The 25765-nt window shown below is 41.4% G+C and carries 26 protein-coding genes and 1 tRNA gene; 22 read left to right on the top strand and 5 right to left on the bottom strand.

Features of this window, described 5'->3' with window-relative positions; genetic code table 11:
- Positions 1-42: 42 nt before the first annotated feature.
- Together rnjA and G575_RS0107435 are read right to left on the bottom strand one after the other, a co-directional pair.
- Positions 43-1725 carry a ribonuclease J1 gene (gene rnjA, locus G575_RS0107440; RefSeq protein WP_027972184.1) on the bottom strand — a complete coding sequence of 561 codons (1683 nt, stop codon included), beginning with the start codon at positions 1723-1725 and terminating at the stop codon, positions 43-45.
- A gap of 1 nt (position 1726) precedes the next feature.
- Entirely contained in the window at positions 1727-1957 is a 231-nt protein-coding gene (locus G575_RS0107435) for an RNA polymerase epsilon subunit (protein ID WP_027972183.1), read from the bottom strand.
- Between the two features lie 218 nt (positions 1958-2175).
- On the opposite strand from G575_RS0107435, the gene tsaB reads away from it, so the two are divergent.
- The 9 genes from tsaB to G575_RS0107390 all read left to right on the top strand — a co-directional run bounded on the left by tsaB (position 2176) and on the right by G575_RS0107390 (position 10536).
- Positions 2176-2856, top strand: a complete 681-nt coding sequence (gene tsaB / locus G575_RS0107430; RefSeq protein ID WP_027972182.1) for a tRNA (adenosine(37)-N6)-threonylcarbamoyltransferase complex dimerization subunit type 1 TsaB — start codon at positions 2176-2178, stop codon at positions 2854-2856.
- 2 nt (positions 2857-2858) lie between these two features.
- On the top strand, positions 2859-3275 hold the full coding sequence (rimI, locus tag G575_RS0107425; protein WP_027972181.1) for a ribosomal protein S18-alanine N-acetyltransferase: 417 nt from the start codon (positions 2859-2861) through the stop codon (positions 3273-3275).
- A complete protein-coding gene (gene tsaD, locus G575_RS0107420) occupies positions 3265-4287 on the top strand; it encodes a tRNA (adenosine(37)-N6)-threonylcarbamoyltransferase complex transferase subunit TsaD (RefSeq protein WP_027972180.1) in 1023 nt (340 codons plus the stop codon). The genes rimI and tsaD overlap by 11 nt, the downstream gene beginning before the upstream one ends.
- A 69-nt stretch (positions 4288-4356) precedes the next feature.
- A complete protein-coding gene (gene ndk, locus G575_RS0107415) occupies positions 4357-4773 on the top strand; it encodes a nucleoside-diphosphate kinase (protein WP_027972179.1) in 417 nt (138 codons plus the stop codon).
- A 239-nt stretch (positions 4774-5012) separates the two neighbouring features.
- The gene (gene rpsL / locus G575_RS0107410; protein WP_027972178.1) at positions 5013-5426 is read left to right on the top strand and encodes a 30S ribosomal protein S12; all 414 of its coding nucleotides are present in this window, start codon (positions 5013-5015) and stop codon (positions 5424-5426) included.
- Between the two features lie 20 nt (positions 5427-5446).
- Positions 5447-5917: a 30S ribosomal protein S7 gene (gene rpsG / locus G575_RS0107405; protein WP_027972177.1), complete on the top strand. Its 471-nt coding sequence runs from the start codon at positions 5447-5449 to the stop codon at positions 5915-5917.
- Positions 5918-6049: 132 nt separating this feature from the next.
- Positions 6050-8128, top strand: coding sequence for an elongation factor G (gene fusA, locus G575_RS0107400; RefSeq protein WP_027972176.1), 2079 nt, complete (start codon positions 6050-6052; stop codon positions 8126-8128).
- A 239-nt stretch (positions 8129-8367) separates the two neighbouring features.
- Positions 8368-9378 carry a type I glyceraldehyde-3-phosphate dehydrogenase gene (gene gap / locus G575_RS0107395; RefSeq protein WP_027972175.1) on the top strand — a complete coding sequence of 337 codons (1011 nt, stop codon included), beginning with the start codon at positions 8368-8370 and terminating at the stop codon, positions 9376-9378.
- Between the two features lie 126 nt (positions 9379-9504).
- On the top strand, positions 9505-10536 hold the full coding sequence (locus G575_RS0107390) for an aldose epimerase family protein (RefSeq protein WP_027972174.1): 1032 nt from the start codon (positions 9505-9507) through the stop codon (positions 10534-10536).
- Between the two features lie 178 nt (positions 10537-10714).
- Here the strand turns inward: G575_RS0107390 and G575_RS0107385 are convergent, their stop codons facing one another.
- A complete protein-coding gene (locus G575_RS0107385; protein ID WP_051176991.1) occupies positions 10715-11569 on the bottom strand; it encodes an AraC family transcriptional regulator in 855 nt (284 codons plus the stop codon).
- A 99-nt stretch (positions 11570-11668) separates the two neighbouring features.
- On the opposite strand from G575_RS0107385, the gene G575_RS0107380 reads away from it, so the two are divergent.
- The 5 genes from G575_RS0107380 to gtfA all read left to right on the top strand — a co-directional run bounded on the left by G575_RS0107380 (position 11669) and on the right by gtfA (position 18447).
- Complete coding sequence (locus G575_RS0107380; protein WP_027972172.1) at positions 11669-13840, top strand: alpha-galactosidase; 2172 nt, start codon at positions 11669-11671, stop codon at positions 13838-13840.
- Between the two features lie 10 nt (positions 13841-13850).
- Positions 13851-15092: an extracellular solute-binding protein gene (locus G575_RS0107375; RefSeq protein WP_027972171.1), complete on the top strand. Its 1242-nt coding sequence runs from the start codon at positions 13851-13853 to the stop codon at positions 15090-15092.
- A gap of 165 nt (positions 15093-15257) precedes the next feature.
- Positions 15258-16133 (top strand): carbohydrate ABC transporter permease, encoded by an 876-nt coding sequence (locus G575_RS0107370; protein ID WP_027972170.1) that lies wholly within the window; start codon positions 15258-15260, stop codon positions 16131-16133.
- A 10-nt stretch (positions 16134-16143) separates the two neighbouring features.
- A complete protein-coding gene (locus tag G575_RS0107365) occupies positions 16144-16971 on the top strand; it encodes a carbohydrate ABC transporter permease (protein WP_027972169.1) in 828 nt (275 codons plus the stop codon).
- A 30-nt stretch (positions 16972-17001) separates the two neighbouring features.
- Positions 17002-18447 (top strand): sucrose phosphorylase, encoded by a 1446-nt coding sequence (gene gtfA, locus G575_RS0107360; protein WP_027972168.1) that lies wholly within the window; start codon positions 17002-17004, stop codon positions 18445-18447.
- A gap of 115 nt (positions 18448-18562) precedes the next feature.
- Here gtfA and G575_RS11305 read toward each other — a convergent pair whose 3' ends face one another.
- The gene (locus G575_RS11305; RefSeq protein WP_211218386.1) at positions 18563-19744 is read right to left on the bottom strand and encodes an Nramp family divalent metal transporter; all 1182 of its coding nucleotides are present in this window, start codon (positions 19742-19744) and stop codon (positions 18563-18565) included.
- A gap of 23 nt (positions 19745-19767) precedes the next feature.
- Positions 19768-20742, bottom strand: coding sequence for a dihydrodipicolinate synthase family protein (locus G575_RS0107350; RefSeq protein ID WP_027972167.1), 975 nt, complete (start codon positions 20740-20742; stop codon positions 19768-19770).
- A 210-nt stretch (positions 20743-20952) separates the two neighbouring features.
- Here G575_RS0107350 and G575_RS0107345 point away from each other — a divergent pair, with 210 nt between their 5' ends.
- The 8 genes from G575_RS0107345 (at position 20953) to G575_RS0107310 (ending at position 25746) form a co-directional block, all read left to right on the top strand.
- Positions 20953-21948 carry a LacI family DNA-binding transcriptional regulator gene (locus tag G575_RS0107345; protein WP_027972166.1) on the top strand — a complete coding sequence of 332 codons (996 nt, stop codon included), beginning with the start codon at positions 20953-20955 and terminating at the stop codon, positions 21946-21948.
- A gap of 8 nt (positions 21949-21956) precedes the next feature.
- Positions 21957-22283 (top strand): VOC family protein, encoded by a 327-nt coding sequence (locus G575_RS11665; protein ID WP_156874733.1) that lies wholly within the window; start codon positions 21957-21959, stop codon positions 22281-22283.
- A gap of 144 nt (positions 22284-22427) precedes the next feature.
- On the top strand, positions 22428-22562 hold the full coding sequence (gene rpmH, locus G575_RS0107335) for a 50S ribosomal protein L34 (RefSeq protein WP_002885866.1): 135 nt from the start codon (positions 22428-22430) through the stop codon (positions 22560-22562).
- A gap of 284 nt (positions 22563-22846) precedes the next feature.
- Positions 22847-23047, top strand: a complete 201-nt coding sequence (locus tag G575_RS0107330; RefSeq protein ID WP_027972165.1) for a helix-turn-helix transcriptional regulator — start codon at positions 22847-22849, stop codon at positions 23045-23047.
- Positions 23048-23189: 142 nt separating this feature from the next.
- Positions 23190-23975 (top strand): GTP-sensing pleiotropic transcriptional regulator CodY, encoded by a 786-nt coding sequence (codY, locus tag G575_RS0107325; RefSeq protein ID WP_027972164.1) that lies wholly within the window; start codon positions 23190-23192, stop codon positions 23973-23975.
- Positions 23976-24019: 44 nt separating this feature from the next.
- Positions 24020-24574 (top strand): cysteine hydrolase family protein, encoded by a 555-nt coding sequence (locus G575_RS0107320; RefSeq protein ID WP_027972163.1) that lies wholly within the window; start codon positions 24020-24022, stop codon positions 24572-24574.
- Between the two features lie 102 nt (positions 24575-24676).
- A tRNA-Leu gene (locus tag G575_RS0107315) sits at positions 24677-24762 on the top strand.
- 138 nt (positions 24763-24900) lie between these two features.
- Positions 24901-25746: a transporter substrate-binding domain-containing protein gene (locus G575_RS0107310; RefSeq protein WP_027972162.1), complete on the top strand. Its 846-nt coding sequence runs from the start codon at positions 24901-24903 to the stop codon at positions 25744-25746.
- Positions 25747-25765: the final 19 nt, after the last annotated feature.

Below are 25765 nucleotides of genomic sequence, written 5' to 3'. Positions count from 1 at the left end.
ATCAAGTGAACAAAAAAACTCGAACATGTCGTTCGAGTTTTTTTAGTCATCTGGTGTTAGAATCATTGGAATGATAATAGGCTCTCGTTCGGTCTTTTCATAGAGGAAAGGACGAAGAGCGTTGACTGCAGCACCGCTTACGGTTTGAATGTTAGCATCTTTGTTTTTCAGTGCGATACGAATAGCGTTAAACAGAACGCGTTGACTTTCTCGGATTAAATCGCCAGATTCGCGCATGTAGATGAACCCGCGACTGAGAATATCAGGTCCTGCTAAAATCATCTTCGATTTGAAGTCAACGGTCGCAACGGCAAGAACAACACCGTCATCAGACAGTTCTTTGCGATCTCGGAGGACCGCAGCACCGATTTCACCGATACGATTGCCATCCACGTAAATATCTTGAGCGTTGAATTTTCCTGAGATACGAGCGGAATCAGCAGTCAAGGCAAGCACGTCACCATTCTCCATAATGAAGATGTTTTCTTTAGGAACACCGGTATCTTCTGCAAGTCCTGCGTGGACTTTTTGCATACGGTATTCGCCGTGTACAGGCATGAAATATTTTGGTTTCATGAGGCGAAGCATCAGTTTTTGTTCCTGTTGACCACCGTGTCCAGAAGTATGAATGTTGTTGATTTTACCATGGATAACATCAACGCCAGCTTCTTGAATAGTATTGATCAGTTTGTTGACACTGGTAGTGTTTCCTGGAATTGGGCTAGACGAGAAGATGACGGTATCACCAGGCTGTAAAGTCACTTGACGGTGCATACCGTTAGCAATACGAGCAAGCGCAGCCATTGATTCTCCCTGTGATCCTGTACACATGACAAGAATTTCGCTGGCATGGTAATTTTTCATCTCGCTAGGATCAATGATGGTGCCTTTAGGTACCTTGATGTAGCCGAGTTCAACTCCATTAACAATGGCTTTTTCCATTGAACGGCCAAAGACAACGATTTTTCGACCAGTTTTGACAGCTGCTTCAGCTGCTTGTTGCAAACGGAAGATATTTGAAGCAAATGAGGCGAAAATAATACGTCCATCAATATCTTCGATAATCTTCATGATTGATTGACCAACAACTTTTTCGGAGTTGGTAAAAGTAGGGACTTCAGCGTTGGTAGAATCAGAGAGGAGGCAGAGAACGCCCGATTCACCAAGAGCTGCCATGCGGTGAATATCCGCAGGTTCTCCGACAGGTGTCCAGTCGAACTTGAAGTCTCCAGTACACACGACCCTACCTTGTGGGGTGTGGATGACGATTCCTAATGGCTCTGGGATAGAGTGGGTGGTACGGAAAAAGGTCACCTTAAGGTTTTTAAAGGTCAACTCAGTATTGTGGTTGATTTCGTAAAGTGTAGCATCACGAAGGAGTCCGTGTTCCTCGAGTTTCCCTTTAATGAGTGCTAAGGCAAGAGGTCCAGCATAAATTGGGACATTTGCCTGCTTGAGTAGAAAAGGAATGCCTCCGATGTGGTCCTCGTGTCCGTGAGTGATAACAAGCGCTTTGACGCGATCGAGATTTTCAACGATGTAGGAATAATCTGGGATAACATAGTCGATACCGAGTAAATCATCTTCTGGGAATTTAATTCCTGCATCGACGATAATGATCTCGTCTTGATACTCGATACCGTAGGTGTTTTTACCGATTTCGCCCAGACCACCAATCGCATAAACCCCAACCTCGTGTGGTTTAAGATTGATATTTGTTGCCATATTACAACTCCGCTAATTTAAAAACGCCAGTCTCTTTTTCATAAGCGAGTGACTTCTCATCTAACAGTGTGATGAACTCGATGTTATATTCTTTTTTGCTTTCGACTAGCTTACGAGTCTTGATTCGGCCTTCGCGTTCGTCAGAAGCCTCTACTTCAACATAGAGCACTTTAGTGGTTTCACGTCGAGGGCTGCGTTCTTTGTTTTCTTGATAAAATACTTTATAAATCATATGATTCCTTTCTTTTTATGGCGGGTTAGCACACGAAAATGCGTCAAAGACCATATTCCTTTGACAAGTCTTATTCAATTTTTCACCCGAATTTACAATTATTTCAATTATATCATAAAGTCACGCCAGAGTAAAAAAAAGGTTTGGAAATCTTCGATAATGTTCGTGACCATGATTTATGTTATAATGGAGAGAAAATATCTAGTGAAGGAAAAACGATGAAAGTACTAGCCTTTGATACCTCAAATCAAGCCTTGTCGGTGGCGCTTTTAGATGGTGAAGAACTACTTGCTGAACAGACCTTAGCGGTAAAAAAAAATCACAGTATCAGCCTCATGCCGGTCATTGATTTTTTGACAGACCAGGTAGGGTGGCAGCCGGCTGACTTGGAGCGTATAGTCGTAGCAGAAGGACCAGGGTCTTATACAGGGCTTCGTGTGGCGGTGGCGACAGCTAAAACCCTTGCTTATACTTTAGGCATTGATTTAGTAGGTGTATCGAGTCTTTTAGCGCTGTGCCCTCAGCAGAAGGGACTGGTGGTTCCCTTGATTGATGCTCGTCGTAATACGGTTTATGTTGGGTTTTATGAAAATGGCAGAGCTATTAAGCCAGAGCGGCATGCGGACTTTTCAGAAGTTTTGGATTTTCTAAAAGATCAGGAAAACATAACTTTTGTTGGCGAAGTGGCTCACTTTTCTGAACAGATTAAACAAGTTTTACCGCAAGCAAAGATAAAAATGACGCTACCTTCGGCAAAGTTTATTGGAAGGCTAGGACAGGATTTACCACCTGTTTCTGTGCATCATTTTGTTCCCCAGTATCTCAAAAAGGTAGAGGCTGAAGAGATTTGGCTAAAAAGTCATCAGGAAGTTGACGAGAGTTACATTAAGCGAGTTTAGCAATGCAAAGAGATAAGGTACAAGAAGTGTTTGACCTTTTGACGGATGTCTACGGGGAATCCCCCTGGACATTTGAACAGATAGAGACCGATCTAGCTCAGGGGAATACAGACTATTTTTTTGATTACCAAAATGGGCAATTAGTGGGCTTTTTGGCGATTCAAAATTTAGTGGGTGAGCTGGAAATTACCAATATTGCAGTTCGAAAGTCTCATCAAGGTCGAGGTGTGGCTAAGCGGTTGATGACAAATCTAGAGGAACGTTTAGAAACTATTTTTTTAGAAGTGAGAGCGAGTAATGCTGTGGCACAAGCCTTGTACGAAAGTCATGGATTTGAAGTTGTTGGCAGGAGAAGAGATTATTACCGACAACCAGTGGAGGATGCCATTTTGATGCAGAGGGTAGGGTATGAAAGATAGGTACATTTTAGCTATCGAGTCGTCGTGTGACGAAACCAGTGTAGCGATATTGAAGAATGAAAAAGAACTTTTGACGAATATCATTGCCAGTCAAGTTGAAAGTCATAAACGTTTTGGTGGTGTGGTGCCTGAAGTGGCCAGTCGTCATCATGTTGAAGTTATTACTGCTTGCATCGAAGAAGCTCTTGAGGAGGCAGGTATACAAGGAAACGATTTAACTGCTGTAGCAGTCACTTATGGTCCAGGTTTAGTTGGCGCTCTTCTTGTCGGGATGGCTGCTGCTAAAGCTTTTGCTTGGGCGCACGGTTTGCCTTTAATTCCTGTTAATCACATGGCAGGACATCTGATGGCTGCAAGGGAAGTTGAAGAGTTGGAATATCCGCTTTTGGCGCTTTTGGTATCAGGTGGGCATACCGAGTTAGTTTACGTCGCTGAACCTGGTCAGTATCATATTGTTGGAGAAACTCGAGATGATGCTGTTGGGGAGGCTTATGATAAGGTAGGAAGAGTGATGGGGTTGGCCTATCCGGCTGGTCGTGAGATTGATGAACTTGCCCATAAGGGACAGGATTGTTATCACTTTCCTCGTGCGATGATTAAGGAAAATAATCTAGATTTCTCTTTTTCAGGGCTTAAATCAGCTTTTATCAACCTTCATCACAATGCATCACAAAAAGGAGAGCATTTGAGGGTAGAAGATTTATGCGCCTCCTTTCAAGCGGCAGTTATGGACATATTGTTGGCCAAGACGACAAAAGCCTTGGAGCAATACCCTGTGAAAATGCTTGTTGTTGCCGGTGGCGTTGCGGCTAATCAAGGATTAAGGAAACGGTTATCTGAAGAAATCATAGATACCAAGGTGGTGATTCCGCCTTTGAGGCTTTGCGGAGACAATGCCGGCATGATTGCTTACGCTGCAGCGGTTGAATATGACCATGCTAATTTTGCAACCTTAGACCTGAATGCAAAACCGAGTCTGGCCTTTCCAATCAAACAAGAAGTAGAACAGTAATCTACGGCTACTATTGTTAATGTGTCTGCTATTTGTTATAATAAAAGAAAAATATGGAGGCGGATTCATATGGAAAAAACCTTTTTTATCATTAAACCAGATGGCGTGAGTCGAGGTCTTATTGGAGATGTTCTCCATCGGATTGAACGTCGAGGTTTTATCATAGAGCGTCTAGAGCTACGCAGAGCAACTCCAGAACTTTTAAGAGAGCACTATTCTGCTTTGGTGGACAAGGCTTTCTTTCCAGAAATTGAGTCTTACATGACCTCTGGACCGCTTTTAGCAGGAGTTATTTCTGGAAATCGTGTGATTTCCTCTTGGAGGACAATGATGGGGGCTACCAACCCAAAAGATGCTCTACCAGGAACTATTAGAGGTGATTATGGGCAGGCTCCGGGTGATTCTGGTGGTATTTTCAATGTTGTCCATGGGTCCGACTCGACAGAATCTGCCAAAAAAGAAATTGCGCTTTGGTTCGGTGAGTGAGCCAAATGCTTGAAAGGCGCAACTGCTAACATTTAGGAATAAAATTCCTTGCTTTAACAAGAAAAAAGAGTTGACTAGGAGTATCGTCTATGGTATTATATTAGACGGTACTTTTTACTTTTGGTCTCTCAAAAGTGTACAGAGACGTGCTGACAAATGTTGCAAAAGTGCACACAGGATAGAGGATGTCACCAGTCGCTCATCCAACCAAAATTAAAAAAACACAGGAGAAATTGTAGATGCCTACTATCAACCAATTGGTACGTAAACCACGTCAATCAAAAGTTGAAAAATCTAAATCACCAGCGCTTAACGTTGGTTATAACAGTCACCGTAAAGTTCAAACAAATGTTTCTTCACCACAAAAACGTGGTGTTGCAACACGTGTTGGAACAATGACACCTAAAAAACCTAACTCAGCCCTTCGTAAATTTGCCCGTGTTCGCTTGAGCAACTTGATCGAAGTAACAGCATACATTCCAGGTATCGGACACAACTTGCAAGAGCACAGTGTTGTTCTTATTCGTGGTGGACGTGTAAAAGACCTTCCAGGGGTACGTTACCATATCGTTCGTGGTGCGCTTGATACCGCAGGTGTTGCTGATCGTAAACAAGGCCGTTCTAAATACGGTGCGAAACGTCCTAAAGGATAATAGAAGGGGGATAAGTTAATATGAGTCGTAAAAATCGTGCTCCAAAACGTGAAGTTTTGCCAGATCCATTATATAATTCTAAGCTTGTAACACGTCTTATCAACCGTGTTATGCTTGACGGTAAACGCGGTACTGCTGCGTCAATCGTTTATGGTGCTTTTGATGCAATTAAAGAAGCTACTGGTAATGATGCAAACGAAGTATTTGAAACAGCGATGGAGAACATCATGCCTGTTCTTGAAGTTCGTGCACGCCGTGTCGGTGGTTCTAACTACCAAGTTCCAGTTGAAGTTCGTCCAGAGCGTCGTACAACTTTAGGTCTTCGTTGGTTGGTAAATGCTTCACGTGCTCGTGGTGAACACACTATGGTTGACCGTCTTGCAAAAGAAATCATGGATGCAGCTAACAATACAGGTGCTTCAGTTAAAAAACGTGAAGACACACACAAAATGGCAGAAGCAAACCGTGCATTTGCACACTTCCGCTGGTAATAATTTCGAGCAAAGCGAGAAATTATTTCAATTTAAAACATATATCTATAGAAAACGGGTGGGCCTCTGCCTATCCGTTTTTCTTAAAATATGTTATAATAAAACGTAAAAAATTTTTTATAGGAGAAAACAATGGCACGCGAATTTTCACTTGCAAAAACTCGTAATATCGGTATCATGGCTCACGTTGATGCTGGTAAAACAACAACAACTGAGCGTATCCTTTACTACACTGGTAAAATTCATAAAATCGGTGAAACTCACGAGGGTGCGTCACAAATGGACTGGATGGAGCAGGAGCAAGAGCGTGGTATCACTATCACATCAGCTGCGACAACAGCGCAATGGGATGGTCACCGTGTAAACATTATCGATACACCAGGACACGTGGACTTCACTATCGAAGTTCAACGCTCACTCCGCGTTCTTGACGGTGCAGTTACCGTTCTTGACTCACAATCAGGTGTTGAGCCACAAACTGAAACAGTATGGCGTCAAGCAACTGAGTACGGAGTTCCTCGTATCGTATTTGCCAACAAAATGGATAAAATCGGTGCTGACTTCCTTTACTCAGTAAGCACACTTCATGACCGTCTTCAAGCAAACGCACACCCAATCCAATTGCCAATCGGTTCAGAAGATGACTTCCGTGGAATCATTGACTTGATCAAGATGAAGGCTGAAATCTATACCAACGACCTTGGTACAGACATTCTTGAAGAAGACATTCCAGCTGAATATGCTGAGCAAGCTCAAGAATACCGTGAGAAATTGGTTGAAGCAGTTGCTGAAACTGATGAAGAATTGATGATGAAATACCTTGAAGGTGAAGAAATCACTAACGAAGAATTGAAAGCTGGTATCCGTAAGGCGACAATCAACGTTGAATTCTTCCCAGTATTGTGTGGTTCTGCTTTCAAGAATAAAGGTGTTCAATTGATGCTTGATGCGGTTATTGACTACCTTCCAAGCCCACTTGATATTCCAGCGATTAAAGGGGTTAACCCAGATACAGATGCTGAAGAAGAGCGTCATGCTTCTGATGAAGAGCCATTTGCAGCTCTTGCCTTCAAGATCATGACTGACCCATTCGTAGGTCGTTTGACTTTCTTCCGTGTTTACTCAGGTGTTCTTAACAGCGGTTCATATGTATTGAACACGTCTAAAGGTAAACGTGAGCGTATCGGACGTATCCTTCAGATGCACGCTAACTCTCGTGAAGAAATCCAAACGGTTTACGCAGGAGATATCGCAGCAGCTGTTGGTTTGAAAGATACGACAACTGGTGACTCATTGACAGATGAAAAAGCAAAAATCATCCTTGAGTCAATCCACGTTCCAGAACCGGTTATCCAATTGATGGTTGAGCCTAAGTCTAAAGCTGACCAAGACAAGATGGGTATCGCCCTTTCTAAATTGGCTGAAGAAGATCCAACATTCCGCGTTGAAACAAACGTTGAAACTGGTGAAACAGTTATCTCTGGTATGGGTGAGTTGCACTTGGATGTCCTTGTTGACCGTATGCGTCGTGAATTCAAGGTTGAAGCAAACGTAGGTGCTCCTCAAGTATCTTACCGTGAAACCTTCCGCGCTTCTACACAAGCTCGTGGTTTCTTCAAACGCCAGTCTGGTGGTAAAGGTCAATTCGGTGACGTTTGGATCGAATTCACACCAAACGAAGAAGGTAAAGGTTTCGAGTTCGAGAACGCTATCGTCGGTGGTGTGGTTCCACGTGAATTCATCCCAGCGGTTGAAAAAGGTTTGATTGAATCTATGGCTAACGGTGTTCTTGCAGGTTACCCAATGGTTGACGTTAAAGCGAAGCTTTACGATGGTTCATACCATGATGTCGACTCATCTGAGACTGCCTTCAAGATTGCAGCATCTCTTGCTCTTAAAGAAGCAGCTAAATCAGCACAACCAGCTATCCTTGAGCCTATGATGCTTGTAACTATCACTGCACCAGAAGATAACCTTGGTGACGTTATGGGTCACGTGACTGCACGTCGTGGTCGCGTTGATGGTATGGAAGCACGCGGTAACACTCAAGTGGTTCGTGCTTATGTGCCACTTGCTGAAATGTTTGGTTATGCAACTGTTCTTCGTTCTGCAACTCAAGGACGCGGTACTTTCATGATGGTATTTGACCACTATGAAGATGTTCCTAAGTCAGTTCAGGAAGAAATCATCAAGAAAAACAAAGGAGAGTAAGTCTCCAGAGACATCTGCTATGCAGATGTCTTTTTGATTTCAATAATCTAGAACTGTTGTGAAAATCATAACAAAAATATTGTAGAAAGCGGTTTACAGATTTGCATTTTCACCTTATAAGTTATATAATAGTTACGTTGAAAGTTTCTTGTATCTTGTCAAGTTAAACATTTCACAATATTCGAAGGGCTTGCCCTTACTAAAATACTTATTTGATTTTCATAAGGAGGAAATCACAAATGACAGTTAAAGTTGGTATTAACGGTTTCGGTCGTATCGGTCGTCTTGCATTCCGTCGTATCCAAAACGTAGAAGGTGTTGAAGTTACTCGTATCAACGACCTTACAGATCCTAAAATGCTTGCGCACTTGTTGAAATATGACACAACTCAAGGTCGTTTCGACGGTACTGTTGAAGTTAAAGATGGTGGTTTTGAAGTTAACGGTAAATTCGTTAAAGTTTCTGCTGAGCGTGAGCCAGGAAACATCGACTGGGCTACTGACGGTGTAGAAATCGTTCTTGAAGCTACTGGTTTCTTTGCTTCTAAAGCTGCTGCAGAGCAACACATCCACGCTAACGGTGCGAAAAAAGTTGTGATCACTGCTCCTGGTGGAAACGACGTTAAAACTGTTGTTTTCAACACTAACCACGACATCCTTGATGGTACTGAAACAGTTATCTCAGGTGCTTCATGTACTACAAACTGCTTGGCTCCAATGGCTAAAGCTCTTCATGACAACTTCGGTATCAAACAAGGTTTGATGACAACAATCCACGGTTACACTGGTGACCAAATGGTTCTTGACGGACCACACCGTGGTGGAGACCTTCGTCGTGCTCGTGCGGCTGCAGCTAACATCGTTCCTAACTCAACTGGTGCGGCTAAAGCTATCGGTCTTGTTATCCCAGAATTGAACGGTAAACTTGACGGTGCTGCACAACGTGTTCCAGTTCCAACAGGATCTGTAACTGAATTGGTAGCTGTTCTTGAAAAAGAAGTTACTGTTGAAGCTGTTAACGCTGCAATGAAAGCTGCTGCTAACGAATCTTACGGTTACACTGAAGATCAAGTTGTTTCTTCAGATATCGTAGGTATCTCTTACGGTTCATTGTTTGACGCAACTCAAACTAACGTTCAAACAGTTGATGGTAAACAATTGGTTAAAGTTGTTTCATGGTACGACAACGAAATGTCTTACACTTCTCAACTTGTTCGTACACTTGAGTACTTCGCAAAAATCGCTAAATAAGATTTTAAAAAGCTAGAATCATTTTCTAGCTTTTTTTGCTTCTTGGAAGATAAATCGTCGATATTTTATCTTTACATATAGTATATTAAGTTGTAAAATAAGAATAAAAAGACAAGGAGCGAAGAAATGGGTATTGAGACTAAGATTTTGGAAAACATCGATGGCAAAGAAGTTGTCCAGATCCGCCTAAAAAATAAAAACGGGATTATAGCTAGTTTTTTAACCTTAGGTGCTACCTGGCAAGAATTTTTAGTACCAACAGACTCAGGGGAAAAAAATCTTTTGTTGGGATTTGAACAGCCGAGTGATTATTTTAAAAATACTCTGTATGCTAGCCAAGTTATTGGCCGTGTAGCTGGTCGTATTGCAAAAGGGCAGGCAGTTATTGATGGCCAGCTTGTGCAGTTGCCAATGAATAATAATGGACACTGTTTACATGGTGGTCCAGGAGGTTTTCACACCCTAAACTGGTCTTATCGATTAGAGGAAGGCTCAGATTTTACCAAGGTTGTCTTTTCTCAACGGATAAGATCAGAGTGGGATGGTTTTCCTGGTGATTTAGAGGTTAGTTTAGAAGTTATGCTGGATGATGACAATCGCCTCAGTCTGATTTTCAAAGGGAGTGATGCCACAGCAAGTACTTTATTTAATCCGACCATTCACCCTTATTTTAACCTTAGTTGCTATCAGGATTTACATAGTCATACTTTGCAGATTGAGGCTAACAGTTATTTAGAAACGGATGCGGATTTGATTCCGTCAGGGGACTTTATCAAGGTTCAGGAGACTGCTTATGACTTCAGAAAAGGGCAGAATCTTGGAGCAGCTATTACCAAGAGTGGTGGCTTTGACGATGCTTTTGTAGTTGATAAGACAGCAGATGCGCCTGTTCTTGTCTTAAGAGATGAAGATAGTGGAGATCAACTGAGTGTCTATTCAGATCGGCAGGGGGTTGTGATTTATACAATGAATAGTCTTGAGGATGGTGTGTATTTTGCTAGGGATAAGGGATTAGAAGGGAGAGCACAGGAAGGGGTGGCTATTGAGCCCCAACACCTTCCAGATGCCGTGCATCATGAGCACTTTGATGACATTGTGATGCGGCAGGGTGAGGAAAAGTCTTATCAAATCATTTTTGCATATGCTAATGTGACATAAGGTTAAAAAGGTTTGGGTGATTAGGTTTAAGACGTCTATATTAGGTATTCCATCACCTGTTTTCTTTGTCGGTGCATTAAAAATTCCTAGAAAGGAAATCATCACATTCTAGGAATTTAAGGCTAAAATAGGCATGCAAAAGAGATGACTTGCCTATGAGAATTTGGGATAGAAGCGTTCAAATTTTTTGAACGCTTTTTGACGTGTCCGGCATTTTTCTAATGTCACTAGGAGCGGTATTGAAATAGTGTTTGAAGGCTTTGGAAAAATAAAGAGGATCTGAAAATCCCACGGAATAAGCAATGACTTTGATTGGTTCTTCGCTGTTTTCCAAGAGGTATTTGGCGCGGTTCATGCGAATTTTTTGGAGGTATTCTTTTGGGGAAATTTGGTATCTTTCGCTGAATTTTGAGCTGAGGTAATTGCGACTGACGGATAGCTTGTCAGCAATATGATGGATAGAGAGTTTTGGAGATGTATAGGTTGTCTCGATAATACGGCGACAATCAGAGCAAAGTTTTTCACTGCTTTGGAGATTACGTTTTTTATTTTCGGGAGAAATCATCGCGAACTGGGAGAGGAGTTCATAGATTCCCCCTAAAAGGTGTAGGATGCTTGCAGGCGAAGAATCAAGTTTCTCGTTTTTCTCGATGATATCTTTGGCGAGTTTTCCGATAGTATCTGTTTTCACAGATGGTGAGGATTTGAGATAACCATCTTGGTAGAGGCTGGATAGACGGAAATAATCTAAGGATTTACTGCCACTGATGCCTAACCAGTAGTAGGCCCAAGGGTCATCCTTATCTGCCTCGTAATAGGTTAACTCATTAGGTTTCAGTAAAAAAAGGTCGCCAGCCTTGAGTGTGATCGTCTTTCCTTTGTAGCAAAAGAATCCTTGTCCTTTTTCGATGTAATGTAGGACAAAGTTTTCTCGGATTGCTGGTCCAAAACCGTATTTAGGGGCACACTGCTCAAAACCATAGAAATCAATCGTCAAATCAAAAGTATCGTTGTGGAATTCAGAAAAGATCATATGTTTCTCCTTACTTAACATTTTACCATATACAGGTGACAAAATTCTATTTATGAAATCGCATTCATTTTATAAACTATAAACATAAAAGAAAAGGAGATGGCAGTGATTATTGTTCAAGAAACGAATCGTATTTTCCATTTGAAGAGTAGCCAATTTTCCTATATCATGCAGATCCTTGATAATGGCTTGCTTGTGCACCGTTATTTTGGAAAGTGTGTTGAAGGTTTTAGTGTTGACCATGCGATCACGTATCAAGATAGAGCTTTTTCACCAAATCCGACCAGTAAGGACCGTACATTTTCCCTAGATACTTTAGCTCTGGAATACAGTAGTAATGGTTTGGGTGATTTTAGGACCTCTGCTCTTGAGGTAAGAAGTCCTTTTGGAACGCTAGCTGACTTGAAGTATCGTGACCACCGCATCTTCAAAGGGAAAAAAGCCTTGGTTGGTCTTCCGGCAACCTTTGGAGACGAAGAAGATGTTGACACTTTAGAGATTGATCTCTATGATGCTGTGACGGATGTGACGGTTACTTTATCTTATAGTGTCTTTGAAGAAGCCAATTACCTGGCTCGTTCGGCAGAAATTCACGCTGGAAAGCACACAGTGCACTTGGAAAAAGCGTTGAGTGTTACTCTAGACTTTCCTCATAAAGATTTTGAAGTGCATACCTTAACGGGACGTTATGGTTATGAGAAAGAATGGACACGGACACCTCTGACGCAAGGCAAGTATAGCATCGGAAGCATCCGTGGAGCATCGAGTCATTCGCGGACACCATTTATGGCATTAGCAAGCCCTGATGTGACAGAAGATGCAGGAGAGATTTATGCAACACAGCTGATTTACAGTGGTAACTTTACAGCTTTTGCAGAAACGACAGCGATTCATACGACGCGTCTAGGAATAGGTATCAATGATGAGAAGTTTAACTGGGTCTTAGAAGCAGGGAGAAGTTTTCAAACGCCGGAGGCTCTAGTGACCTATACTGCTAAGGGCTTGACGGAGATGACGCATCAGAGTCATCGCTTCTTGCAGAAACATCTGGTCAGAGGGCCATGGGCAAATAAAGCAAGGCCAATCCTCATCAACAACTGGGAAGCAACTTATTTTGACTTTACTGAGGAAAAAATAGCAGAGCTGGCAACCGTTTCTGCCAAGGCAGGTATTGAGCTTTTAGTGCTTGATGACGGTTGGTTTGGCAAGCGTGATTCAGATACTTGCTCCTTAGGAGATTGGGTGGTCAATCGCGATAAGTTACCAAATGGCCTTGAAGGTCTCGCTAAAACGGTCAATGATTTAGGAATGCAATTTGGCTTGTGGTTTGAACCAGAAATGGTTTCAGAAGATAGTGACCTCTACCGAATGCATCCTGAATGGACTATTCAGACGACAGGTTACGGACATACTTACAGCCGTGAGCAATTGGTGCTAGATTTGTCGCAGAAGGCTGTTCAAGACTACATTATTGACAGTGTTTCAACGATTTTAAAATCAGCCAATATCACTTATGTGAAGTGGGACATGAATCGGAATATCACCAATATTCCTGAAGGTCTAGCGAATCATGAGCGTCATGAATTTTATCATCGTTACATGCTTGGTCTTTACCGAGTTTTGGAGACGCTAGTTCAAGCTTTTCCAAATGTGCTTTTTGAGTCTTGCTCAGGAGGCGGTGGGCGCAATGATTTAGGCTTGCTTTATTACATGCCTCAGGCGTGGGCGAGTGATAACACCGATGCAATTGGCCGCCTATCGATTCAAGAAGGGACAAGTCTCATGTTTCCGACAATCAGTATGGGTTCACACGTCTCGGCGGTTCCTAACCATCAGACAGGTCGAATAACTCCTCTTGAGACGCGAGGAAATGTTGCCATGTTGGGGAACTTGGGTTACGAATTGGATTTGACAAAACTTCCGGAAGAAGATATCGCAGCGATTTCTCAGCAGGTCTCAACCTATAAAGCCATTCGTGAGACGATTCAGTTTGGAAATCTTTATCGAGTGAAGAAAACAGATAATACGAAGGCCTACACCTATGTCAATGCTGATAAGAGTCAGGCAGTCTTTACCTATGTGAAGGTATTATCGCAACCAGAAGCTCCCTTTATCACAGTCAAGTTAAAAGGTTTGGATGAAAAAGCCACGTATTACTGTGATAAACTTGATGCGACCTTTGGTGGCGATGAGTTAATGAATATTGGCTTAGTGATGCCTTATGTTCAAAAAGATTACTTTAGTGTACAATATATTTTCAATAAAATTTAGGAGATTACTTATGAAATTCAAAACAGTTTTAAAATGTGCAGCGGTATGTAGCTTTGCTTCTTTCCTAGTTGCTTGTGGCAATGGTGGTCAAAGTAGTGATGCCGTGAAATTGGAGTTCTTTTCTCAAAAACCTGAAATGCAAGCAACTTTGAAAGAAATTGTTGCTGATTTTGAAAAAGAGAATCCAAATATTGATATTGATTTTGTCAGTGTACCAGATTCAGGAACCGTTCTCAAAACACGTATGGCAAACAATGAAGCACCAGATATTATTAACATCTATCCACAAAATGCGGATTTCAAAGGTTATGCAGCAGATGGACGTTTCCTTGAAATTGATGCAGATGCTGGGCTATCAAACTTGAAGGACGGCGCTGCGGAGACTTATGCCGTAGATGGTAAACTGTACTCGCTACCGCTCAATGCCAATGCTTACGGTATTTACTATAACAAAACAAAATTTGAAGAGCTTGGTTTGAAGGTGCCAACAACTTATGCAGAATTTGAAGCACTTGTGAAGACCATCAAAGAAAAAGACTCAGCTGCACCATTTGCCCTTTCTCTTAATGATTCATGGTCATTGAATGGTTACCACCAGTTGGCATGGGTAACAGTAGCTGGTGGCTTTGATGGCGCAGAAGATCTTCTTATTCGTAGTGGAAAAGGTGCTATCGATGGTTCTGCTAAGACAACTGAAGACGTCACTGCGCGTTTGAGCTTATTGACAGACAATGGTCAAAAAGGATTTGCGGGCGCTAAATATGCTGACGCAGTTGCAGCATTTGCCTCTGGAGATGCGTTGATGATGCCTCAAGGAACTTGGGCAGCTGCAGTGATTAACCAGCAAAAACCAGACTTCGAGTACGGCATGTTTGCCTTCCCAAGTGATGAAGCAGGTAAAGAGTACACCATCGGTGCAGCAGATATGGCTCTTTCAATTGCGAAAAGCACAAAACACCCAGAAGAGGCTAAAAAATTCTTGGCTTACCTCTCTAGTCCAAAAGTATTCCAAAAATATTATGATGTAGACGGTTCTCCAACATCTGTTAACGGTGTGGATACAGAAGGTAAATTTACTGAAATTGAAGGGGTAACTCAATTTGCCTTCACCCCTCAACACGTTGTATGGTTGCAATCTGAATGGGAATCAGAAGACGAGTTCTGGAACATCACAGTTGAAACGGTTAAAAATCCAGATGCAAAAGAATTGGCAACTGATTTGAATGCCTTCTTTGACCCAATGAAAAAATAGATAAGAAAAGAGACTAGGGCATACAGCGTTACTGGTTGCTCTAGTCTTTTATTTCTTAGCTAGGATCGTCTCTTGGTTATCAGAGGCGGTAGAAATCATTATTGATTTCATGGAATTTTCAGAAAATGATATAATGAAATTAATAACGCATTAAAGGAGTCTTTTATGTCAAAAAATAAAGGTTTTATTGCCAAATATTGGCCTTATATCTTTGTTCTTGTACCGCTAGTGTTACAGTTGGTCTTCTTCTTTTACCCATTATTTAACGGGATATTTTACAGTTTGACTGACTGGAATGGCTTAACCTCTAGCTACCGTATCATTGGTCTTCAAAATTACGTTGATGTTTTGCAGGACAAGCATTTTTATACCAGTATTTTCTTTACGATTCTATTCACTATCGGCTTAGTGGTCGGGGAAATTGTGATCGGCATTTTTATGGCCAATCTTCTTAATCGTAAAATCAAAGCACTGGGTTTCTTTAGGACCTGGTATTTCTTCCCAGCAGTGCTATCAACAGTCACTTTAGGATTGATTTTTACGCAGATTTTCAACTATGGATTGCCACAAATTGGTGAAGTGCTTGGTATTGAATGGCTAAAGGAAAACCTCTTGGTGCAAGAAAAGACTGTTATTCCAGCTGTTATTTTTGTAGCTCTCTGGCAAGGGTTGGCTATGCCGATTATCATTTTCCTTGCGGGACTTCAGAGTATTCCGTCTGAAATTGTGGAAGCTGCAGAAATTGATGGGGCAAATAAGAGTCAAAGATTCTTTAATATTGAGTTGCCTTACTTATTGCCATCAATTTCAATGGTCTTTATCATGGCTTTAAAATCAGGATTGACAGCATTTGATTTGATTTTCTCACTGACCAGCGGTGGTCCAGATGGGAAAACAGAATCCCTAGGACTTCTCGTGTATAACTACGCCTTTACAGACAACAAGTTCTCTTATGCTAACGCTTTGGCAGTTATCTTGTTTGTCATTATCGCTATCATGTCGATTATCCAGATTTCTGTCTCTCGAAAATTTGAAGTGTGAGGTGATTAAGATGCAACATAAACAACGAAACTGGTGGGTTTACCTCATTCTCTTTTCAGGCATTCTTTTGATGTTGGTTCCTTTAGTGATGACCATCATCAGCTCCTTTAAGCCGACTCGTGAAATCACAGGAAATTTCTTCGGTTTACCAGAAGAATTCACCCTAGACAATTACACGCGTCTCTTTGAAGATGGTGTCGTTCAGTACTTTACCAATTCGGCGCTTATCACGGTGGTCAGCGTCGCCTTAATCATTGCTGCCATCCCTATGGCTGCCTTTGCTATTGCACGCCATATGGACAGTCGGAAATCTTTTGCGATCATGTATATCTTATTGATTTTGGGGATTTTTGTGCCCTTCCAAGTTATCATGATTCCAATGACTAAGCTGATGTCTAATTTGGGCCTAAGCAATACAGTAGGGTTGATTATCTTATACCTTGCCTATGCTGTGCCTCAGACACTCTTTCTCTATGTTGGTTATATCAAAACGATTGTGCCGCGTGGCATGGATGAGGCTGCAGAAATTGATGGGGCTGGAAAATTTACCATGTATTGGAAAATCATCTTCCCGTTGATGAAACCTATGCATGCAACCGTCTTAATCATCAATGCTCTCTGGGTGTGGAATGACTTCCTTTTGCCTCTGTTAGTCTTGAATCGAGATCAAAGCATGTGGACAATGCCTCTTTTCCAATATAACTACCAAGGCATGTATTTTAGTGACTACGGACCAAGCTTTGCTTCCTACGTTGTCGGTATCATCCCGATACTAATCGTCTACTTAATCTTCCAGAAAAATATCATTTCTGGTATGACAAGTGGAGCGGTTAAATAAGCTATCAATAAAAGACATAGAGGACTTACAATGGGCATTCAAAATAAAACCATGTTAATTACTTACTCAGATAGTATGGGTAAAAACTTAAAAGAGCTTGACCTGATTTTAGAACGCTATTTTGGTGAGGCTGTAGGCGGTGTACACCTTCTGCCATTTTTCCCGTCAACTGGCGATCGAGGCTTTGCCCCAGTGGATTATGAAGATGTTGATCCTGCGTTTGGAGATTGGGACGATATCAAACGATTGGGTGAAAAATACTACCTCATGTTTGATTTTATGATTAACCATATTTCTCGTCAGTCTAAGTACTATAAAGATTATCAAGAAAAGCATGAAGCCAGTGAGTACAAGGACTTGTTCTTGAATTGGGATAAATTTTGGCCTGAAAATCGACCAACCCAAGCTGATGTGGATTTGATTTATAAGCGCAAAGATCGTGCCCCTAAGCAAGAGATTACATTTGCAGATGGGACTACAGAACACCTTTGGAATACTTTTGGTGAAGAGCAAATTGACCTTGATGTGACGAAAGAAGTCACAATGAACTTTATTCGTCGCACTATTGAGCACTTGGCATCAAATGGTTGTGATCTTATTCGTTTAGATGCTTTTGCTTATGCGATCAAGAAGTTAGACACCAATGATTTCTTTGTAGAGCCAGAAATTTGGGATTTGCTTGACAAGGTACGTGATATGGCTGCGGAATACGGAGCGGAGCTTTTGCCAGAAATTCATGAGCATTACACCATCCAGTTTAAGATTGCCGAACATGATTACTACGTCTATGATTTTGCCCTTCCGATGGTAACCCTTCATGCGCTTTACTCGACCCATACCAATCAATTGGCCAAATGGTTGACGATGAGTCCGATGAAGCAGTTCACGACACTTGATACACATGATGGCATTGGTGTTGTTGATGTGAAAGATATCCTGACTGATGAGGAGATTGATTTTGCATCAAATGAGCTCTATAAAGTGGGGGCTAATGTTAAACGTAAATATTCATCTGCAGAATACAACAATTTAGATATTTACCAGATAAACTCTACTTATTATTCGGCTCTTGGTGATAACGACAAGAAGTATTTCTTGGCGCGTCTGATTCAAGCTTTTGCACCAGGTATCCCGCAGGTTTACTACGTTGGTTTCTTGGCTGGCAAGAATGATTTGGAATTACTTGAAAATACCAAAGAAGGGCGCAATATTAACCGTCATTATTACACGGAGGAGGAAATTGCCCAAGAAGTGGAACGTCCAGTCGTTAAGGCACTTCTCAATCTCTTCACTTATCGTAATAAGAGCGCAGCTTTTGATCTTGATGGTGGTATCGAGGTTGACACACCGAGTGACACAACCATTATTATCCGCCGTTATAATGCTGACCGTAGCGTCATCGCAGAAGCACACTTAGACCTAGCAGGTCTAACCTATTCAGTGACAGAAAATGGGCAAGTTGTCTCTTTTGACTAAGGCTGACAAGAAAAATCCTCCTTAATGGGAGGATTTTTGGATTATTATTGACCGAAGAGCTTTGATAAAGCTGAAAAAGTCATAACAAGAACAAAGCAATAGCTAATAGTCATGGCTATTTGCAGTAGCAAAGGGGCTTTGACATCTTGGTGCAGTCCTTACGCCAAATCATCAAGGTGACAAATAGGCCGGCTGTAGGAGTTGCGATAGCAGTGGCAACATTAGCTAAAAAAATTAATTGTGTTGGAGAACCGTTATAGGTGAAACAGATAATACAGGCAAATGCTAAACAAGCTAAACATCCCCAACGGATTAATTTTGATTCCAAAGAAACATCTTTGTTTAATCCAGCGTTTAATAGTACCATACCACGTTGAGTATTCCCTAATAAGGAAGAAAATCCCGCGCCCAACAGAGCGATTCCCATAACATATTTAGCGGTTTGTCCTAAAAATGGCACTAATAAATCAGCTAATTGGGCAGGTGCTTTAATGGCGATATGTTGAGGGTGGAGTACGATAGCGCCGACGAGAATAATTGCTCCCGAAATGAGAACAACTGTTACGACATGAGCGATTGCATCCCAAAACATGGCACCATTAAATAAATCTTCTTTTTTCCATTTTTTTTCACAGCCCAGATAGGTGCCATAGATACCAGCTGTAACAGCTGCGTTGGTGGAGATATAGGCTAGAGCAGTGGTTAAGCTACCAGTAGGTAGTTTCCATGTGACGAATCCCTTAGTCATTTCACCTAAGTTAGGGCCACCTGATGCGACTAAAGTAGCGTAGAAAGCAAGGATCATACCTAGAATGCAAATAAGAATTCCTTTTTCGACTTTTGAGTAAACGCCCTTACTGAAGTAGCAATACAGAAGAATCGCCAACATGATAAGTGCCCCTAATTTCCAATCAATGCCGAAAATTAAGCTCATTCCGGCTCCGGTACCGGTAATATTTCCCAGTGTAAAAAAGAGGCAGGAAAGAAAGAGAGCTATACCAACGAAGGCTGCTACTACAGAACCATAATAGTACCGAATAGCATGGAGAATTGGCCGACCGGTGAGCATCGAAATACGGTAGGAGGTCAGCATAAAAGTGGTCCCCATGAAAATGATAGGAATAACTAGCCAAAGAAGTTGATATCCGTAGTTAGCGCCTAACATAGCAGAGGTGGTAATATTTCCTGGACCGATGACCACACCTGTTAAGATTAGTCCTGGGCCGATGCGTTTTAAAATTTCACGGAAAGTTAGTTTCTTGACTGAATTGTGGTCCAGTTGTGTGTCTTTAGGCATAAGATTACCTCATATTTTAGACTTTATTGAGCAAACTGAGACATGTCTACTTCAGGAAGGTTGCTTCTTTCAAGACCAAGTTTTATCCAATCTTTTTCCTCTTGATTTAAAGGTAAAACTGGTTTTCTCATGAGACCAGAGCTGAAAATACCACGTTGAACAAGAGCTTCCTTCAAGCGAGCATGCGCTTCTCCGGAAGGTTGTCCGCCACCGTAGATTGCTTGAGAGATATGGTAGATACGGTCAGACCAGTCTTGAGCTTCCTTTAAGGTGTGTTGTTCAGGATTAGCGAATACTTCGCGAGCAGGGCAAATGATTTCAGGGACACATCCTGCAAATCCAATTAAGGCGCCATCCATGCCAGGGAACCAGCTAACACAGAGTGTTTCATCATGGCAAGTGATGAGCGAAATATCAGGGCATTCCTGGCGCAATAGGCGCACATCGTGTTCGTAGATAGAAGTAATACGAGTCCCCATCTTGATAGATTTGACGTGATCGATTTCTTTACACATTTTGATGAGGGTTTCAACAGGATAAAATGCTTTACTTGTTGCAGGATAGAGGTGAATGACAATATCGATATCAGCCCCTTCGGCAACATCTTTGACATATTCAAATGGGGCATCAGCGTGCATGCCAAAGCGTAGCCACATGTGAGGTGGCATCAGAAGGATAGCATCAGCTCCAGCTTCTTTAGCTTCTTTAGCCATTTCGATGGATTCGGTGGTATTTTCGCAATTGACACCAGACACGATAGTCATCACATCCCCACACTCTTCGGCACAAATCTCAACGACGCGTTTGCGTTCTGCGCGCGTTAGACCAGTGATTTCCCCTGTGTGACCGTTACAGACTAGGCCGTCCATTCCTTTGCCATAAAATGTCTTTATCCACCGAAGATAGGCACGGAATTCGGGTTCATTTATGCTATAATCATCGTTTAGTGGAACAGATACAGCAGGAAAGATGGTTTTAAAATTTTTTGCTTTAGCCATAAAACAGACTCCTTTAGATTAATATTTTATACAAACGTTTGTTTACGAAATGAGTATACCTCCCAAAGAAAGCGCTGTCAACATATTTTTTCTTTTCTGCAATAAATTGCGGAAAAGTTGATATATTAGTATTTTTTCTAAAAAATATTGCCTTTTATTTTTAGAAGAGATATAATCAAGAAAAACAATCGATTGTAGAAAGGGGCGTTTATGGCTACTTTAAAAGATGTTGCTAAATTAGCCTGTGTGGACGTTAGTACGGTATCTAGAGCATTAAACAATTCTTCTTACGTTCACCCTGAGACAAAAGCTAGAATTCTAGAGGCTGTTAAAGAGCTTAGTTACCAGCCGAATATTTTAGCGAAAGGTTTACGACAAGGGAAAAGGAATACCATTGGGGTGTTAGTGCCCCACTTGCATTTGACAGCATTTGCAGAGATTATTAAAGGCATTGAGGAGATGGCAACCAAAGAAGGGTTTGCGACACTCATTTGTCATACCGAAGATTCGGAATTGTTCGAAAAAGAGTACTTAAATCGATTACGTAATGGCTTTGTAGATGGTATTATTATTGCCGCTACAGGACAGAATAAAAAGCTTATCTGTGATATTCAAGCCAGCGGCTTGCCTGTGATGCAGATTATGCGTAAACAAATTGCAGAGATTAGTAGTGTGACAGTTGATTATCGTAGTAGTGCGCGTGAAGCGGTAAGGTATTTTGTGAATAAAGGCTGTCGTCACATAGGTTTAATCAACGGTGAGTTGCGACTAGCACCTTATAGGGAGCGTTATGAGGGATATAAAAAAGAAATCCGATCAAGAGGGTTGCTAGAAACGATAACTGAGCAAGAAGGGGCATTCAATACGATGACTTATGGTTATTCCTGTACTCTAGAGTTGTTGGAAAAGAATCCAGAGTTAGATGCTATCATTGCGGCGGTGGATATGCAAGGGATAGGAGCTTTGAGAGCCTTGAAAGAGAGAGGGAAGAGGGTTCCGAAGGATGTGAGGCTAATTAGTTTGACTGGACAAGAGATTGGTGCGATGTTAGAGACTTCGATGACTGCTATGGAGATACCAGCTGTAGAAATTGGTGTTAAAGCGGCTCAGATGTTGATAGAGTCTTTAAAAAGCAAATCGTCATATCCAAGAGTGGCAAAGCATCTAGTTTATAATTCTATGCTTGTTGAAAGAGAAAGTACATGAGGTGCGAAATGTTTGTCAGTTTAAATCATGTTGCTATTGCAACTACTCACTATGATTGGTATGTGGATCTTTGTCGAACACTTTTTTTGATGAATGAAGTGAAATCTATAGGTGATAAAGGTCGACGAAAATGCTGGTTTAAAGAAGGCATTCAAATTAATGAAGTTATCGGAGATTTGGGTGGAACTGGGCGGTTAGACCATCTCGCGCTGTCGATCTCGGATGAGAAAGACATTCTATCAAAAATTACGAAATATGGCGTTGAACAGTTGGATAAAGAGGGGTGTTGGTTAAGATTGCCCGATGGCTTGCTAATTGAATGCTTAGAAAAATAAAGTCCTATCGAAGCCAAGTGTATTCAATCAGAAATAATCCTTGACAGGATGTGTTATTTTTTATAAAATAATATGGTATGTTTAGTAACTGATATCACAATAGCCGGCTAAACGAATACGAAAATCTATGAGGAGGTATTCACTGTGAAACGTACTTATCAACCAAGTAAAATCCGTCGTCAACGTAAACACGGATTCCGTCACCGTATGTCTACTAAAAACGGACGCCGCGTGCTTGCAGCTCGTCGTCGTAAAGGACGTAAAGTGCTTTCTGCTTAATGAGAAAGCTATATGACAAGAACCAAGAGTGCTCGAGACTCTTGGTTTTTTCTTTTACCAAAAAAATAAATGTGTAAAATATAGTTGATAAAAAGTCGTGTACATACTGAAATAATCTCAGAAAAAGAAAGAGGCTCATCAGATGAAAAATACCTATTGTTATTGATGAGCGCAGCGTCAGTTTGCAATGAAGTTATATCTTTGGGCTTGCCTTTGCCGTGTTAATTTTATGGTTACAGGTTGTTTTTGGACGCTTTTGGTATGGGATAGTGTCGGTAGATTTTATGTTTTGGATGGCTTTGGTTGGAAGTGCAGGCAAGGATTTATCCCAGCAAGCGCTAGCTGACTTGGTTGGTGTGTCTCGTCAGACCATAAACGCTATTGAAAAAAGGGATTACAACCCCACCATCAACCTTTATATTGCCACTTGTAAGGTTGTGGACAAGAGGCTGGATGATCTTTTTTGGCCAGAAACTAGGGGGTGATTGCTTTTTTCGAAAGCAAAACGAGGGGCTTAAAAACTTTTATGGGTAAAATTGTTTATAACAGGCAAAATTTTCTGAAAATTGTTGTCAAATCATCATTTTTCTGTTATAATATTGGCGACTAAAAAAAGGAAATAAGAAAATGGCAAACTTACTAGAAAAAACGCGTAAAATTACCGCTATTTTGCAACGCTCTGTAGATAGCTTAGATGGAGAGTTGCCTTATAATGCGATGTCTGCACAATTAGCTGATATCATTGACTGTAATGCTTGTATCATTAACGGTGGTGGCCACCTTTTGGGGTATTCTATCAAGTACAAAACGAATAACAATCGCACAGAAGAGTTTTTTGATAGCCATGTTTTTCCAGATGAGTATGTGCGTTCGGTGAGCCGAGTTTACGATACCGAAGCCAACATTCCTGTTGACAATCCTTTAACCATTTTCCCTGTTGAATCTCAAGATATTTATCCCAATGGATTGACCACTTTAGCTCCGATTTATGGAGGTGGTATGCGCCTAGGATCATTTGTCATTTGGCGTAATGACAAGGCTTTTGAGGAAGATGATTTGGTCTTGGTTGAGATGGCAGCAACAGTAGTTGGGATACAGCTCTTGAATCTTCAAACGGAAAACTTGGAAGAAGTTATTCGTAAGCAAACCGCTATTAACATGGCGATTAGCACCCTTTCTTATTCTGAAATGCGTGCGGTTGCAGCGATTTTATCAGAGCTTGATGGCAATGAAGGTCGTCTGACAGCTTCTGTAATTGCCGATCGTATCGGCATTACTCGCTCGGTGATTGTCAATGCCCTTCGGAAGCTAGAGTCTGCAGGGATTATCGAAAGTCGTTCGCTAGGCATGAAAGGAACTTATCTCAAAGTGATTAACGAAGGTATTTTTGATAAGTTGAAAGAATACCAATAACACAAAATCCTGCCTCAGGTAGGATTTTTTATTAAAGGAGAGCTATGACAAAAAAAGCACTTATTTCGATTGATTATACCTATGACTTTGTCGCTGATGATGGCAAATTAACCGCTGGAAAACCAGCCCAAGCCATATCAGAGCGCATAGCAGCAGTTACTCAAGAGGCTTACGATAGGGGAGATTATATCTTTTTTGCCATCGATGGACATAAGGAAGATGATAACTTCCACCCTGAGAGTAAGCTGTTTCCACCACATAATATTTTAGGCACGCAAGGACGCCATCTTTATGGTCCTTTGGCGGACTTTTATGCAAATTATCAAACAGATTCAAAGGTATTCTGGATGGATAAGCGTCACTACTCTGCCTTTTCAGGGACTGATTTAGATATCAGGCTACGTGAGCGAAAGGTAAGCACCGTCGTTCTGACGGGTGTTCTGTCTGATATTTGTGTTCTACATACGGCTATTGATGCTTATAATCTAGGCTACGAGATTGAAGTCGTCAGCTCTGCAATTGCTTCCTTAACGGAAGAAGCACATCAATTCGCTTTGAATCACTTTAAAGCGGTTTTGGGGGCAACTATTTTGGAGTAGGCCTCATATGATCCTTTAGCTGAAGAATGAAAAATCTGAAAAATATTGAAAAAAGTATTGACATGCTTGGTAACTTTCTGATATAATTGATTATGTTGCCAAGCGGGGATGGCGGAATTGGCAGACGCGCAGGACTAAGGATCCTGTGACCGCTTTAGGTCGTGTGGGTTCAAGTCCCACTCTCCGCAAATGAAACTAGTCTCAGGACTGGTTTTTTATTTTATCACTGACGATAGCATCAACCTATCAAAATGATAGGTTTTTATTATTAGTCAAGTGTGTTTGGAAATGGTATGATGGTATTACTAACAAAATGGAGGACTAATATGAAAAAGATAACAGTTGCTTTTCTAGCCTTGCTTTCATCAGCCGTCTTGGTGGCGTGTGGTTCAAATGCTGAGAAAACATCAACAGAGACAGCAGAATCTAGTAAAGAGAAAGTGGTTATGGCGACAGTCGGCACCACAAAACCCTTCTCCTATGATGCAGATGGTGACTTGACTGGCTATGACGTCGAAGTGGCAAAGGCTGTTTTTGAAGGTTCTGACAAATATGAAATCGAGTTTCAAAAGATTGCATGGTCATCAATTTTTACTGGGCTAGACGCAGGGAAATTCCAAATGGCTGGGAATAATTTTTCTTATAGCGCTGAGCGTGCGGAAAAATATCTCTATTCTTTACCAACAGCTAGCAATCCATTGATTTTGGCAGTCAATAAAGACAGTAAGATTTCAAAAATTGCTGATATTGCTGGTAAGAAAACACAAGTGGTTCAGGGAACATCGACAGCTTCTATGCTAAATAGCTTTAACGAAGCGAACCCAGATAAAGCAACTGAAATCAACTACACTGATGAGGATATCACTCAAATGTTGACGAGTGTGGATAGTGGGCGTTTTGACTATAAAATTTTTGAAACACAATCTGTCAAACAAATCATCCAGGATCAAGACTTGCAAAATATTGAATTGATTGAGTTTGATACGGCAGATTTAGGTGTGGATGCTAATCCATATGTTTACTTTATCTTTGCAGACGGTGAAGATGAGCTTCAAACCTTTGTGAACAAACGTATTGCAGAGCTCTACGCAGATGGAACGCTTGAAACCTTATCTCAGAAATTCTTAGGGGGCAGCTACCTCCCAAAAGAATCTGATATGGAAGTTAAATAAGAAAAAGTTCTTTGTAATA

The sequence above is a fragment of the Streptococcus plurextorum DSM 22810 genome (assembly GCF_000423745.1).
GTDB classification, from domain to species: Bacteria; Bacillota; Bacilli; order Lactobacillales; family Streptococcaceae; genus Streptococcus; species Streptococcus plurextorum.
Note: the sequence above shows the minus strand (reverse complement) of the source record. Positions and strands in the feature narration are given on the sequence as shown.